The following is a 13,849-nucleotide window of genomic DNA, read 5'->3' as shown; positions in this document are numbered from 1 at the left end:
CCGGGACGCTCCGCGTCCTGCTTGAACGCGACGCAGGGCGTCACTGGATGTATTCCCACGCAGAGCGTGGGAACGATCACATGGCCAAGCCGGCGGAACTGTCGCAGATGCGCGAGCTGGTGGACTACTGGGTGGCGCAGCGCCAACAGCGCCCTGAGCACAGCACCCTTTCCGGATGATCGTTCCCACGCTCCGCGTGGGAACGCTGCCCGGGACGCTCCGCGTCCTGCTTGAACGCGACGCAGAGCGTCACTGGATGTATTCCCAGGCAGAGCGTGGGAACGATCACACCCACCGCTATCGCAGGCAAGCCAGCTCCCACATTTGATCTGTGTCGGATAGACTCCTCCACACTTTCCCCGCCCGCGAGCCGCCCTCATGCTCCATGTGTTATTCAGCGTTTACCTGAAGATGCTGGTGCTCTACAGCCCGTTCTTTGTGCTGTCCTGCTTTATCAGCCTGACCCGTGGCTACTCCAGCAAGGAGCGTCGGCGCCTGGCGTGGAAAGTTGCACTGGCCACCCTGGTATCGAGCGTGCTGCTCTACCTGTTTGGCCGGGTGATTTTCAGTGTGTTCGGCATTACCGTCGACGCGTTCCGTATCGGCGCCGGCAGTGTGTTGTTTATCTCCGCCCTGGGCATGGCCCAGGGCAAGTCGGCGGTGCAGACCGACAACGTGCAGCAGGACGTGACCATCGTGCCGCTGACCATCCCTCTCACCGTCGGCCCCGGCACCATCGGCGCCTTGCTGGTGATGGGCGTCAGCCAACCACACTGGGACGACAAGCTTACCGCCATCCTCAGTATTGCCCTGGCCAGCCTGACGGTAGGCGTGGTGCTGTACCTGTCCAACCGTATCGAACGCATTCTCGGCGACCAGGGCTTGCAGATTGTCAGCCGGTTGATGGGCCTGTTCGTCTGCGCCCTGGCCGCGCAAATCATTTTTACCGGGGTACGCGGCTACCTGGTGCCCTAGATCCGGTATTTGGCGATAGCCATTTCCACTTTGTCACCGGCGCTTTCGCGCATCAGTTGGATGGTTTTCTCGTTGACCATAGAGGTATTGAGCACCAGGCAAGTCTGCCCGCTGAAGGCCTCGAACGAGGAGCTATCCCACTCCAGGAAGGGCAGGCCCACCTGTTTATCCACACCATGGGTGCTGTAGGTCACCAGCACCATGATCAACTCGCCGTCTGTTTCAGCGCAGGAGGCCAGGCCGAAATCGCCGCCCTCATGCACCGCGCAATTGCGCTTGAACAGCTCGAAAGACGCTGGCTGACGCTTCAATGCATCCAGCGCATCGGCGGCCAGCTTGGGCAAGGCGCTAAGCAGTGGCCCGAACAGCGCCGTCGACGTCAGCATCGAGGCGATGATATTCAGCGCCGCCAGTTGCACCGTCAGGCCATTGCCCGCACGCGAGACCCGTTCAAAGCGACTGCGCAGCGGCAGCCACCCCAGGCTGACCATCACCTTGATAAATTCCTCGTACCACGCCTCGCTGCCCCGCTGGACCTTCAGCACATCGCTCACATAACTGCTGGCCAGCAGATAGCTTTTGCGTACGTATTCGCGATTCAACGCCGACAAGCCTTCGGCAAATGAAATCACCCCGTTGTTGACCACGGCCGCATTGCAATCATCGTCGCTATCCAGCGCGCAAGCGGCCTGCCTGGCAGGTGCGCCCGGCAATTTGTAGGCGGCAATCAACTTGCGCCTTTTTTTACTGTTGATCCTTCTGTGACGTCGCTCCATTTTCTGTTCTCCACAAGCACCCCACATGGGGCTTGCTTCCACCCTAGTCCAGGGAGCAGCGGGGTTTCCATGCGATAAACATCCCTTGGACTGCCCCGCCCAAAACCAGCGTCCAGCAATGACAAGGCGCGGCGGGCAGGCGTGCGGTTTTCATCGCATAAAAAAGAAAAAGCCCCGAACAACGCCAGGGGAATCCCTGGGTTATTCGGAGCTTTCCGGCAGCCAACCGGGCTGTTTTCAGGAGTTGGGTTTGTCGCCATACCAACGTGGTGTGTACACCCACTCGCCGCCACCCGCGCGCGGGAACACACAGGTGGTGGATGAACCGATCAGCACCATGGTGCGCATGTCCACCTGCTCGGGCGTCAGTTGCCCCAAGGTAGTGACGCGCAGCGTCTGGCCTGGACGACCGATGTCACGGCCCAGCACCACCGGCGTCTGCGGCGTGCGATGCAGCGCGACGATCTCCAGGGCGCGTCCCAGTTGCCAAGGCCGCGACCTGGAGATCGGGTTGTAGAACGCCAAGGCCAGGTCGGCCTGGGAAGCCAGGTCCAGGCGTTTTTCGATGATCGCCCAGGGCTTGAGATTATCCGACAGCGACATCACACAGAAGTCATGCCCCAGCGGCGCGCCCGCCTGGGCAGCGGTGGCCAGCGAAGCGGAAACCCCCGGCAGGATTTCCAGGTCGACCTGATGCCAGGCCGGCTCGCTGGACTCGTGCAGCGCCTCGATCACCGCCGCGGCCATGGCGAATACACCCGGGTCACCAGAGGACACCACCACCACCGAGCGGCCTTGCGCGGCTAGCTCGAAGGCGTGGCGGGCGCGCTGCATTTCTTCGCGGTTGTCAGTGCAGTGTTGCACTTGGTCGTCCCGGAACGGCCCGGCCATGCGCACGTAGGTTTCATACCCCAGCACATCGGTGCAACGCGCCAGTTCCGCCTTCACCGCCGGCACCATCAATTCAGCAGCGCCGGGGCCCAGGCCAATCACCGCCAGACGCCCGCGGGGGCGCCCAACCTGTGACAGATCCAAGGGCTGCTCGGCCACGGTGATACTGATGTCCGCAACGGGTTCCAGTACGGCAAAACGCAGCGGTACGCCCAACGCCGACGCGGCTTCATGCAAGGACGCGTCAGCCATCTGCAGGTCGCTGGCCAGCAGGCAGGCCAGGGATTGCACGGCCACGCCCGCCTCCTGCAACGCCGAGCGCACACGCTCGGCCAACTGCACACCCGGCCGACAGGTGACGTAGACATTCTGCGGGTAAATCAGCAACTCATTGGCTGCCGGTGTGCGCTCGGCACTGCCCACATGAATCGCCAGGCGCGCCTGTTGATCCTGAGGCAGGTTAGCGTCCTCCAGCCATGGCGCCGCGCCTTCAATGCGCACGCTTTCGCCGGCCAGAAGGTCGCAGACAAAGCGTTTGCCCAGCTCGATGTCGGCCAGTTGATAGCCCGCCGGCGGGTTGAGCAGGCAGGTGCCAAAACGCAACTCGCCGCTGGTGGTGATGGCGGCGGACACGCCGAGCGCTGCGGCAATGTCGCGCGCCATGAGGTTCACGCCCCCCAGGCCACCGAGCAACGGCACCACGGCGCTGCCGTCTTCAGCCACGGCCAGCACGGCGGGTTCTTCGCCCTTTTCCAGCAGCAACGGTGCAAGGGTGCGAATCACAATGCCCGCGGCGCACAGGGCAATCAGTGGCGTGCCCTGCTGATAAAGCTGACGCAAGGTCGCGCCGAACTCGCTGTAGCTGCGGTCTGCTCCCTCAACCCGTGTGGCCAGGCCGTGGATCAACGCGCCGGGGTAAACCTGCTGGAGCCTGCGCGCAGTCGCCAGGCTGCCTTGGCCCAGAATCACAATCGCCGGGGTCATCAACCTTGCCACCGTTCACCGGGCACGATGATCAGTGAGAAATACGGCGACGACATCGGCTCCACCTGATCCAGCGGCACGATCTTCTGGTTGGCCATGGTCGCGCGTTCCACGTACAACGCCCGCTCGGCCAGACCCAACTCTTCCAACACCTGGCGCACTTTCGGAAAGTTGCGCCCCAGCTTCATGATCACTGCGGCATCGGCATCCGCCAGGCGGCGCTTGAGATCCTCATGGGGCAATACGCCCGAGAGCACCGACAAGCTCTGGTTGCGATACACCAACGGCGCGCCGAGTACCGAGGCACCACCGAGCATCGAGCACACACCTGGAATCACCTGGGCCTCGTAGCGCTCGGCCAGGCGGTCATGCAGGTACATGTAGGAGCCGTAGAAAAACGGGTCACCTTCGCAGATCACCGCCACGTCGCGGCCCGCGTCCAGGTGCGCGGCCACGTCGAGGCTGGCATTGTCGTAGAAGTCGCTGATCACCTGCTCGTAGGACAGCGGCGCCGGCAGCACTTCGGTGGTCACCGGGTACACCAGCGGCATCAGGGTCTGTTGCGGCACCAGGTGGTCCTCGATGATGCCGAAGGCGTTGCCCTTCTTGCCTTTGGCCACGAAGTACGCCACCACCGGCGATTCACGCAGCAGGCGCAGGGCTTTGAGGGTAATCAGTTCCGGATCACCGGGGCCGACGCCCAGGCCGATCAAACGTCCGCGCACCTGCATTATTCGACCTCCGTGGCCAGGGCATTGACGGCGGCGGCAGCCATGGCGCTGCCGCCCAGGCGACCTTGCATGATCACGAACGGCACCCCACGACTATCAGCAGCGAGCATGGCCTTGGATTCGGCGGCGCCGACAAAGCCCACCGGAAAACCCAGGATCAACGCCGGCTTCGGCGCACCGGCATCGAGCATTTCCAACAGATAGAACAACGCGGTCGGCGCGTTGCCGATCACCACCACACTGCCTTCCAGATGCGGGCGCCACAGTTCAAGGGCGGCGGCGGAACGGGTATTGCCCAGTTCCCGCGCCAGCTCCGGCACGCTGTCGTCGCGCAGGGTGCAGATCACTGGGTTATTGGCTGGCAGGCGCGCGCGGGTCACGCCTTCGGAGACCATCCGCGCATCGCACAGAATCGGCGCGCCAGCGGCCAGCGCATCGCGCCCGGCCTTGCCCGCACCTTCGGAGAATTGCAGACCGTCGATGGCCTCGACCATGCCGCACGCATGGATCACCCGCACCGCGAGTTTTTCCAAATCGGCCGGGATGCGGTCCAACTTGGCTTCCGCGCGAATAATGGCGAAGGAGTTGCGATAGATCTCCTGACCGTCGCGGATGTAATCAATCATCGGTGTTGCTCCGTGGACGAGCGCGCAACAGGGCGCCCGCCGCTTCAATGGAAAGAGTGCGCGCGTGAAGCCGGCCAAAACCAGGCTGGGTTGCATCGCAAAAATAGAGGTCGTAGTGGCCGGGGCTCACCGCCAGCAAGGTGACTGGCGCGGTGTGCGCGGCAGCGCAGGAGCGCAGGCAGCCGGACAGATGCACCTCAACGCCCGGTTGCAGAGCGGCCAGTTGCACGGCGTCGGCCTTGGTGTCGGCCAAGCCTTTTGCGCAGCCGCTGGAACCGGTGCAGGCAATCATGCGCGCCAGCGGGTGGCCGAGCGAGCAGATAAAGCCCAGTTGCGCCAGGCGCTCGGTCACGGCGTGAGGCTTTTCGACGTTGGGCACCAGCACGCCTTGCCAAGGGGTGAAGCGCAAGGTGCCGTCCCCATAGTCACTGGCCAGTTGTGCGGCGCCCTTGAGCATCGCCGGGTTCAGGCGGCCCAATGGCGCGAGGGCGGCGACGTAGAACTGATTCTTTTGCACTTGTGGATAAGTGCCCACCTGGAGCGACGCGTCGCTGGGCGGGCGTATGAAGCCGTCGGCTGGCAGCAACGGCAAGCGCAAATGGTTCAGCACGTTATCCACAGGCAAATGGCGCATGCGCGTTTGTTCTGGGGTGGCGAGGTCCAGAAACGCTTCCAGCACGGCCACGACCAACCCATGCCCCTGGTTCAAAGGCACGGCGGCCTGGGGCGCATCCAGGCCCGGACAGCCGGCCAGGCCGAACGCGAGCAGGGTTTCGCCATGGCGTACGAAGGCCGACAACCACAGGTCGTGGTGATGCTCGAGCATCGCCAGGTCTTCGCCGCCATCGAGTTGCACCGCGAACTTGGCCGACAGTTCATGGAAACGCGGATGGTTCTCCAGGGTGGCGAGGATCTGCGCGGCCAGCGGGCGGGTGTCGAACAGCATCTGCGGGTCAATGCCAGCGCTGGGGCTGAGCATCAGGTTGCGCACGTCGTCACCGCCCGCGTTGCTGGGGCCCAGGCCCGCCGCCAGTAGTCGGGCGATCAACGCCTCCTGCTCGGCGCCGATGCCGCGGATCTGCAGGTTGGCGCGGTTGGTCGCCTCAATCACCCCGCCCGCATACGCCTGGGCCGCGTCCGCCAAGGCGTGGGCCTGGGCGGCAGTGATCGCGCCGCCCGCCAATTTGACTCGGCAAATGCCACCGTCCAACGCCTGGACAATACGCAGCAACCCCGGACAAGCCGAGGGGCGCAAGGTATTCACAGCGGGCGTTGGGTTCACGGGGCTACCGGTTGACGGGTAAAGGCGCGGTATTATGCCTGCTTTGTCCGGCGGCATGAAAAGCCTGCCCGTCGGATGTCGTTCAAGGAATTGATATGTCGCCCTGGCTGACGGTTGTAGGCATCGGTGAAGACGGCTTCAAAGGCCTGGGCAGAAATGCCCGGCATGCCCTGTTGCGCGCCACGCGGATTATAGGCGGCCAACGCCAGTTGGACCTGTTGCCGGTGTGTATTCGTGGCGAACGCCAAGTGTGGCCGAGCCCGTTTTCCCTGGAGCCAGTGTTGTCGCGGCGCGGGGAGCCCGTGTGCGTTCTGGCCAGTGGCGATCCGATGTTCTATGGCGTCGGCGCCAGCCTGGCGCGGCAAGTGCCAGCTGAAGAGTTGTTGATTTTGCCCGCGCCATCGTCGGTATCCCTGGCGGCGGCGCGCCTGGGCTGGCCGTTGCAGGAGGTGGTGACGTTATCCGTGGTGGCCCGTCCGGTGGCGGCACTTAATGCGCATCTGGCCAGTGGCGTGCGCTTGTTGGTGTTGAGCAATGACGGCAACAGCCCCGCGTTGATTGCGGCGTTGTTGGCCGAGCGCGGCTTTGGCCCCAGTCGGGTAACTGTGTTTGAACACTTGGGCGGCCCGGCTGAGCGGCGTATCGACGGGCATGCGCAAGCGTGGGAGCCCACGGCGGTTGCCGATTTGAACCTGATCGCCATCGACTGCCTGGCGGATGCGAACGCACCGCGTCTGTCGCGCCTTGCAGGCTTGCCCGACGCAGCTTTCAAGCACGACGGCCAACTGACCAAACGCGATGTGCGCGCCATGACCCTCGCCCGCCTCGCGCCCATGCCGGGCGAACTGTTATGGGACGTAGGCGCGGGCAGTGGCTCCATCGGTATTGAATGGATGCGCACCCATCCCAGCTGTCGCGCCTTCGCGATCGAAGCCGACGCAGGCCGACAAAGCCTGTTCGAACACAACCGCGACGCCCTCGGCGTGCCCGGCCTGCAACTGATTCGCGGCAAGGCGCCGGAGGCGTTAAGCGGCCTGGAAACGCCGGACGCCATCTTTATCGGCGGCGGCGTCACCCGCGACGGCGTGCTCGACACCTGCTGGCAACACCTGCGCCCCGGTGGCCGCCTGGTTGCCAATGCCGTGACCCTGCAAAGCGAAATGACCTTGATGAACTGGCGCGCCGAGCATGGCGGTGAACTGACCCGCATCCACGTGGCCCAGGCGCAGCCCCTGGGCGAGTTCGATACCTGGCGCCAGGCGCTGCCGATCACGTTGCTGGAAGTGATCAAGCCGCTATGAAAAGGATGCTATTACTGGGCGGGGTCACGGAAGCGCTGGCCATCGCCCGTACCCTGGGGCCGCAGCATATCTACAGCCTGGCCGGCGTGGGCCGCGTACCAACCGACCTGAACTGCAAGGTTCGTGTCGGGGGTTACGGAGGCGCTGAAGGGTTAGCGCAGTTTATTCGTGACGAACGTATCAGCCTGATCATTGACGCCACCCATCCGTATGCAGCGCAGATCAGCCAAAACGCGGCCCAAGCGGCGCAATTGAGCGATGTGCCTTGCTGGGCATTGCGACGCCCAGCCTGGCAGCCGCAGCCGGGGGATGATTGGCGAGAGGTCGCCGACTGGGCCGAACTGGTCGAAGCGCTCAAACCCTTCAAACGCCCGCTGTTCACCTTGGGTCGCGAACCCTTGCAGCACCTCGACGAAATCCCCGCCGATCAGTTCTGGACCTTGCGCGCGCTGGATGTGTATCCCGGCAACGAGCGCTGTGAGGTGATCGGCGCACGCGGGCCGTTTTTGATCGAGGATGAACGGACGTTATTCGAAGAACGGCGGATTGATGTGCTGATCAGCAAGAACAGCGGCAGCACCGCCACCGAGCCGAAGCTGGAAGTGGCGCGTGAGCGTGGGGTGCCGGTGTTGGTGTTGAAGCGGCCGGTGTTGGCTGCCGTAGATCGAGAGTTCACAGCAGTGCCGGCGTTGCTACAAGCAATCACTCTTTTCTAAACACCACCTATCCAATGTGGGAGCGTGCTTGCTCGCTCCCACACTTTGGAATTGCGTTATCAAATGACGGTAGTAGATCAGCCAGCCAAGGCGCTAGCTCAATCAACTGCGCAACCATTGGCTGGAAAAAGCCCTATACCTGACTTGATCGTTCCCACGCTCCGCGTGGGAATGCATCCTGTGACGCTCCGCGTCACGGCTTTAAAAGCGGACGCAGAGCGTCCAACGCGGCATTCCCACGCAGAGCGTGGGAACGATCAGCCCGCCTGGTGCGCCGCGTCCTTTCTGCAAAATTGGCAAGCGGCCGTTCTCGTCTATCCTCAAACCCAACACTGCGACACCAAACCACACCCGCCCTTTTTACTTATCCCCCCCGATCAGGCTAAATACCCGCCTGATCGTTTAACCCTACGGATTATCCGCCATGGCCCGTCAACGCTTTGCAATTGCCTGGATCGCCTGCCTTGCAGTGCTGTTCAATGCGTTTGCCATGCCGTTGGCCAGTGCAATGCAGCAGACCGATGACCCGGTCAAGCGTCTGATGTGGGGCGGGTTCTGTTCGTCCAATGGCGCGAGCCTCAAGGCGATTGCCCTGGGCAAGCTGGAAATTCCCGCACCGCCGGACGATCACTCCGCCATGCAGCATTGCTGGTGTTGCTCGGGTTCTGCGCCGTTGGTGGCGTTGCCGGGGCATGTGCCGCAGTTGTATGTGACGCGCTTCGAGGCGGTGCAGAACTTGCCGCCGCGCTTATTGCGCAATCCAACCCCGCGCCAGCAATGGCCGAGCCTTAACCCCCGCGCTTCTCCAACGGTCTGATCTTCTTCGCAAGTGAACTGCGTTTAGAACCGTTCTGGAGAACTGCCATGCTTAAATCTTCCCTGCTTCTGGCTGCGTTGCTGCTGCCGGTGTTCAGTGCTGCCAATGCCGAAGACTACAAGGCCGGCGATTTGCTGGTGAGCGACCCCTGGTCTCAGGAGTTGCCACCGAATGCGCCTACCGTCGCCGCCTACTTTGTAATTCATAACACCGGGGCGGCCCCGGATCGCCTGCTCAGCGTTGAAACCAGCGTTGCCGAAAAAGCCGAGCTGCATGAGCACGTGATGCAAGGCGATTTGATGAAGATGCAACAAGTGCCCAGCGTCGCCGTACCGGCCAAGGGTGAACTGACCTTCGCGCCGATGGCCTATCACGTCATGCTGCTTGGCCTCAAAGACCGCAGCCTGCTGGCCGACGGCAAGCAATTCCCGCTGACCCTGACCTTCGAAAAAGCCGGCAAGGTCGAGGTGCAAGTGTCGGTGCACAAAGCGCCGCCAATGGCCGGCCACGAGCACATGCACGCCCAGTAAGCCAACCTCGATGGGCGCCCCTCGCGCCAGGTTGTCTCCCCACCGCCGTCTGATGCGCGGCAGTTGGATCAGCCTGTTCGCCATGCTGATGATTTTTATCGGTCCGCTGATTTCCCAAGCGATGCCGATGGATCATCACGCCAGCATGTCCATGACCATGGACATGCCCAACTGCCATGGTGAACCTGCGCAGCACAGCAAAGCCCCCGACGAGCATCATGTTCTCTGGGAAAAATGCGGCTATTGCAGCCTGCTGTTCAGTTGCCCGGCCCTGCCCGGCAGCGTCTCCTACGTAACCCTCGGCACCCCGCCGCCCGCCAACGCCCTCACCCCCGCCACGCGCCTGGGCCATGCCCGGCAGAGCATCTTCCCCGGAGCCCGCAGCCGCGCGCCGCCCATCGTTTCGTAAGCCCTTCACCGCGTTACTTCACCCCGGCCGACTTTAGACAGACAGCCGCAGGCTGCTGGCCGTGTTGTTTACGATTGATTGATGGAATTTGTCATGTCCAGGTTTTCTGCTGACACCCGTTTGGGAAGTACTGCCCTGCTCACCGCCTTATGCGGCGCACTATTGGCTGCCAACGCTCACGCCGACGAGCATGAGCTGAGCCCCACCGTCATCACCGCGATCGCCCCCAGCTCACCGCTGACCGTGGTCACCAACCCCAAAGACCCTCGCCAACCGGTGCCCGCCAGCGATGGCGGCGACTACCTCAAGACCATCCCCGGCTTCGCCCTGGTGCGCAACGGCGGCACCAACGGCGACCCGGTGCTGCGCGGCATGTTCGGCTCGCGCCTGAATATCCTCACCAACGGCGGCATGATGCTCGGCGCGTGCCCGGGCCGCATGGATGCGCCAACTTCGTATATTTCGCCGGAAACCTACGACAAGCTCACCGTGATCAAAGGCCCGCAAACCGTGCTCTGGGGCCCGGGCGCGTCAGCGGGCACCATCCTGTTCGACCGTGAACCCGAGCAGTTCGGCGAGCTGGGCACGCGGGTCAACGCCAGCGTATTGGCCGGTTCCAACGGGCGTTTCGACAAGGTCATCGATGCTGCTGCCGGCGGCCCATTGGGCTATGTGCGCGTGATCGGCAACCAGGCCCACGCCGACGATTACAAGGACGGCAACAACGACACCGTCGCCTCGCGCTATGACAAGTGGAACGGTGACGTGGCTGTGGGCTTCACGCCCGACGCCGACACCCTGCTGGAACTCACCGCCGGGCGTGGCGATGGTGAAGCGCGCTACGCCGGTCGCGGCATGGACGGCTCGCAGTTCCTGCGCGAAAGCCTGGGGCTGCGTTTCGAGAAATCCAATATCGGCGAGGTGCTGGATAAGGTCGAGGCCCAGGTCTACTACAACTACGCCGACCATGTGATGGACAACTACAGCCTGCGTGTCCCTTCGGGCACCGGCATGATGGCGGGCCCCATGGCGTCCAACGTCGACCGCCGCACCCTTGGCGCACGCATCAAGGCGACCTGGCGCTGGGCGGATGTGCAATTGATCAGCGGCCTGGATGCACAGACCAATGAACACCGTGCGCGCAGCAGCATGGGCATCGACACGTATAAGGATCTGCCGCGCAACAAGGACGCCAATTTCCACAACTACGGTGTGTTCGGCGAACTGACCTGGTACGCCGCCGACAACGATCGCCTGATCACCGGCGCACGCCTGGACCGCGCCTCGGCCAAGGACTTCCGTCAACGCACCGGCTCGGGAATGATGTCGCGCCCGAACCCGACCGCCGGCGACACCCGCGCCGATACATTGCCCTCGGGCTTTGTGCGTTATGAGCACGACCTGGCGGACAGCCCCACCACGCTGTATGCCGGCCTGGGCCACGCGGAACGTTTCCCGGATTACTGGGAGCTGTTTTCCCCCAACACCGGCGCGGCCGGTTCGGTGAATGCCTTCGACGGCGTGAAGCCCGAGAAAACCACCCAGCTCGACTTCGGTGCCCAGTACAAGAGCGCCGACCTGGAAGCCTGGGTGTCGGGCTATGTCGGCCAGGTGCGCGACTTCATCCTGTTCGACTACAGGCCCGGCATGATGGGCACCACCTCCCAGGCGCGCAATGTGGACGCACGTATCATGGGCGGCGAAGTGGGCGCAGCGTACAAGCTGAGCCAACACTGGAAAGCCGACGCCAGCCTCGCCTATGCCTGGGGCAAGAACAGCAGCGACGGCAAGGCCCTGCCACAAATGCCACCGCTGGACACGCGCCTGGGCCTGACCTACAGCGAAGACGATTGGAGCGCGGGTGCGTTGTGGAGGGTGGTCGCGGCGCAACACCGTATCGATCCGAACAAAGGCAACGTGGTCGGCAAAGACTACGACAAGAGCGGCGGCTTCGGCGTGTTCTCGCTGAACGCGGCATACCGCATCAACAAGCACTTCAAGGTCAGTACCGGGGTCGACAACCTGTTCGGCAAGGCTTATGCCGAGCATCTGAATCTGGCCGGTAACGCAGGCTTCGGTTACCCAGCCAACGACCCGCAGGCCATCAAGGAGCCGGGGCGTACGCTCTGGACCAAGGTGGACATGAGCTTCTAAAAGCATCGCAGGCAAGCCAGCTCCCACAGGTGCAATACAGCCCCATGTGGGAGCTGGCTTGCCTGCGATGACGGCGTAACAGACCAAGAAAAATCAAAAGCCTTATGCGGAGCACCCGATGACCACACAAAAAATTTCCTTCTACAACCTGGCCTGGCGCTGGCACTTTTACGCCGGCCTCTTCGTCGCCCCCTTCATGGTGCTGCTGGCCCTCACCGGCATCATCTACCTGTTCAAACCCCAGCTCGACCCGCTGATGTACGGCCACCTGCTCACCGTGCCCGCCGCCGAACACGCGCTGAGCGCCGACGAGCAACTGCAGCGCGTCCAGGCCGCCTACCCCCACGCCGCGATCAGCAAATACCTGCCCCCTGCCGACGCCACTCGCAGCGCGCAGTTCGTGATGCGCAACGATGCCCACGAAGTGACGGTGTTCATCGACCCCTATCGCGGCACCGTCCTCGGTGAGCAGGACGCAAACAACAACCTGCAAGCCATCGTCCGCGCCCTGCACGGCGAACTGATGATCGGCACCGTCGGCGATCGCCTGATCGAACTCGCCGCCGGCTGGGGCGTGATGCTGGTGGTGTCCGGCCTGTACCTGTGGTGGCCGCGGGGCAAGTCATCTGCAGGCATTCTGTGGCCTCGCTTCAATACCCGTGGTCGGGTGTTCTGGCGTGACCTGCACGCTGTCGCCGGCTTCTGGGGCGCAGCGTTCCTGCTGGTGATGCTGCTCAGCGGCATGACCTGGACCGGGTTCTGGGGCAAGCAATACGCCGACCTGTGGAACACCTTCCCAGCCGCGATGTGGAACAGCGTGCCGCAGTCCGACCAGCAGGCCCGTGTGCTCAACACCGCCACCCAGCAGACCGTGCCCTGGGCCCTGGAAAACACGCCGATGCCAATGTCCGGCGACCACGCCGAGCATATGAATCACGGCGCAATGCACGCAGGCCCGGCCGCACCTACGGTGCGTCTGCAACAGGTGGTCGACCTGGCCAACGCACGCAAGGTCGAGCCCGGCTACAGCATTACCTTCCCCACCACCGCCACTGGTGTATTCACCGTCGCGGTGTTCGCCGACGACCCGCGCAACGACGCCACCCTGCACGTGGACCAGTACACCGGCAAGGTCCTGGCCGATGTGCGCTGGGATCATTACAACCTGGTCGCACGGGCCACCGAGACCGGCGTGATGCTGCACGAGGGCAAGATGTTCGGCTGGGTCAACCAACTGATCGTGCTGGTGATCTGCCTGATGATTCTGCTCAGCGCGGTCAGCGGCGTGGTGATCTGGTGGAAGCGCCGGCCACAAGGCGGGCTAGGTGTACCGCCGCTGCGCCATGACCTGCCCAAGTGGAAAACCGCGATGGCGATCATGCTCGGGCTGGCGATCATTTTTCCGTTGGTAGGGGCTTCGTTGGTCCTGGTGTGGGCGCTGGATCGCTTGTTGCTGTCACGCATCAGCGCAACCGCCTGAAGCATTGTCGCGCAACGCCCTCTTTTGAAGCCTGCCGTGCACTCAACGGCCTCCGTGGCGCCAACCTGGTGCGCCACGGAGCGGCTTTACCTCCCGAACCCGCCGGTAAACCGTGTCTGGCGTAGCAGGCACAGCCTTTGCAAAGCCCTGTGTATCTGCCCCACAACAATTATCGGT

14 protein-coding genes are annotated in these 13,849 nt (G+C 63.3%); 9 read left to right on the top strand and 5 right to left on the bottom strand.

The features are described 5' to 3' along the window. Positions 1-47 precede the first annotated feature (47 nt). Both BT204_RS28255 and BT204_RS05790 read left to right on the top strand, forming a co-directional pair. Positions 48-179 (top strand): hypothetical protein, encoded by a 132-nt coding sequence (locus tag BT204_RS28255; RefSeq protein ID WP_267910800.1) that lies wholly within the window; start codon positions 48-50, stop codon positions 177-179. Between the two features lie 199 nt (positions 180-378). Then, positions 379-975 carry a MarC family protein gene (locus tag BT204_RS05790; RefSeq protein WP_003171467.1) on the top strand — a complete coding sequence of 199 codons (597 nt, stop codon included), beginning with the start codon at positions 379-381 and terminating at the stop codon, positions 973-975. Here BT204_RS05790 and BT204_RS05785 read toward each other — a convergent pair. From BT204_RS05785 to cobG, 5 genes are all read right to left on the bottom strand, one after another. After that, a complete protein-coding gene (locus BT204_RS05785) occupies positions 972-1,751 on the bottom strand; it encodes a hypothetical protein (protein ID WP_054896395.1) in 780 nt (259 codons plus the stop codon). The two genes, BT204_RS05790 and BT204_RS05785, sit on opposite strands and share 4 nt — an antisense overlap. 237 nt (positions 1,752-1,988) lie before the next feature. Continuing rightward, complete coding sequence (gene cobJ / locus BT204_RS05780) at positions 1,989-3,626, bottom strand: precorrin-3B C(17)-methyltransferase (protein WP_072445935.1); 1,638 nt, start codon at positions 3,624-3,626, stop codon at positions 1,989-1,991. Further along, the gene (locus tag BT204_RS05775; RefSeq protein ID WP_003188163.1) at positions 3,626-4,357 is read right to left on the bottom strand and encodes a precorrin-2 C(20)-methyltransferase; all 732 of its coding nucleotides are present in this window, start codon (positions 4,355-4,357) and stop codon (positions 3,626-3,628) included. The genes cobJ and BT204_RS05775 overlap by 1 nt, the downstream gene beginning before the upstream one ends. Then, positions 4,357-4,983: a precorrin-8X methylmutase gene (locus BT204_RS05770; RefSeq protein ID WP_034126410.1), complete on the bottom strand. Its 627-nt coding sequence runs from the start codon at positions 4,981-4,983 to the stop codon at positions 4,357-4,359. The genes BT204_RS05775 and BT204_RS05770 overlap by 1 nt, the downstream gene beginning before the upstream one ends. Next, the gene (gene cobG / locus BT204_RS05765; protein ID WP_072445933.1) at positions 4,976-6,322 is read right to left on the bottom strand and encodes a precorrin-3B synthase; all 1,347 of its coding nucleotides are present in this window, start codon (positions 6,320-6,322) and stop codon (positions 4,976-4,978) included. The genes BT204_RS05770 and cobG overlap by 8 nt, the downstream gene beginning before the upstream one ends. A gap of 38 nt (positions 6,323-6,360) precedes the next feature. Between cobG and cbiE the strand changes: the two genes are divergently transcribed. The 7 genes from cbiE to BT204_RS05730 all read left to right on the top strand — a co-directional run bounded on the left by cbiE (position 6,361) and on the right by BT204_RS05730 (position 13,672). After that, complete coding sequence (gene cbiE / locus BT204_RS05760; RefSeq protein ID WP_072445931.1) at positions 6,361-7,566, top strand: precorrin-6y C5,15-methyltransferase (decarboxylating) subunit CbiE; 1,206 nt, start codon at positions 6,361-6,363, stop codon at positions 7,564-7,566. Continuing rightward, positions 7,563-8,282, top strand: coding sequence for a cobalt-precorrin-6A reductase (locus BT204_RS05755; protein ID WP_072445928.1), 720 nt, complete (start codon positions 7,563-7,565; stop codon positions 8,280-8,282). The genes cbiE and BT204_RS05755 overlap by 4 nt, the downstream gene beginning before the upstream one ends. Positions 8,283-8,706: 424 nt before the next feature. Continuing rightward, positions 8,707-9,099: a DUF2946 domain-containing protein gene (locus tag BT204_RS05750; RefSeq protein ID WP_034126406.1), complete on the top strand. Its 393-nt coding sequence runs from the start codon at positions 8,707-8,709 to the stop codon at positions 9,097-9,099. 47 nt (positions 9,100-9,146) lie between these two features. Beyond that, a complete protein-coding gene (locus BT204_RS05745) occupies positions 9,147-9,629 on the top strand; it encodes a copper chaperone PCu(A)C (RefSeq protein ID WP_054918811.1) in 483 nt (160 codons plus the stop codon). A gap of 10 nt (positions 9,630-9,639) precedes the next feature. Next, positions 9,640-10,038 carry a DUF2946 domain-containing protein gene (locus tag BT204_RS05740; RefSeq protein WP_072445925.1) on the top strand — a complete coding sequence of 133 codons (399 nt, stop codon included), beginning with the start codon at positions 9,640-9,642 and terminating at the stop codon, positions 10,036-10,038. Between the two features lie 93 nt (positions 10,039-10,131). Beyond that, positions 10,132-12,192: a TonB-dependent copper receptor gene (locus tag BT204_RS05735; protein WP_072445923.1), complete on the top strand. Its 2,061-nt coding sequence runs from the start codon at positions 10,132-10,134 to the stop codon at positions 12,190-12,192. A gap of 118 nt (positions 12,193-12,310) precedes the next feature. After that, complete coding sequence (locus tag BT204_RS05730) at positions 12,311-13,672, top strand: PepSY-associated TM helix domain-containing protein (RefSeq protein WP_072445921.1); 1,362 nt, start codon at positions 12,311-12,313, stop codon at positions 13,670-13,672. Positions 13,673-13,849: the final 177 nt, after the last annotated feature.

The organism is Pseudomonas sp. NFPP02, from assembly GCF_900119355.1.
Taxonomy (GTDB): Bacteria; Pseudomonadota; Gammaproteobacteria; order Pseudomonadales; family Pseudomonadaceae; genus Aquipseudomonas; species Aquipseudomonas paracarnis.
Note: the sequence above shows the minus strand (reverse complement) of the source record. Positions and strands in the feature narration are given on the sequence as shown.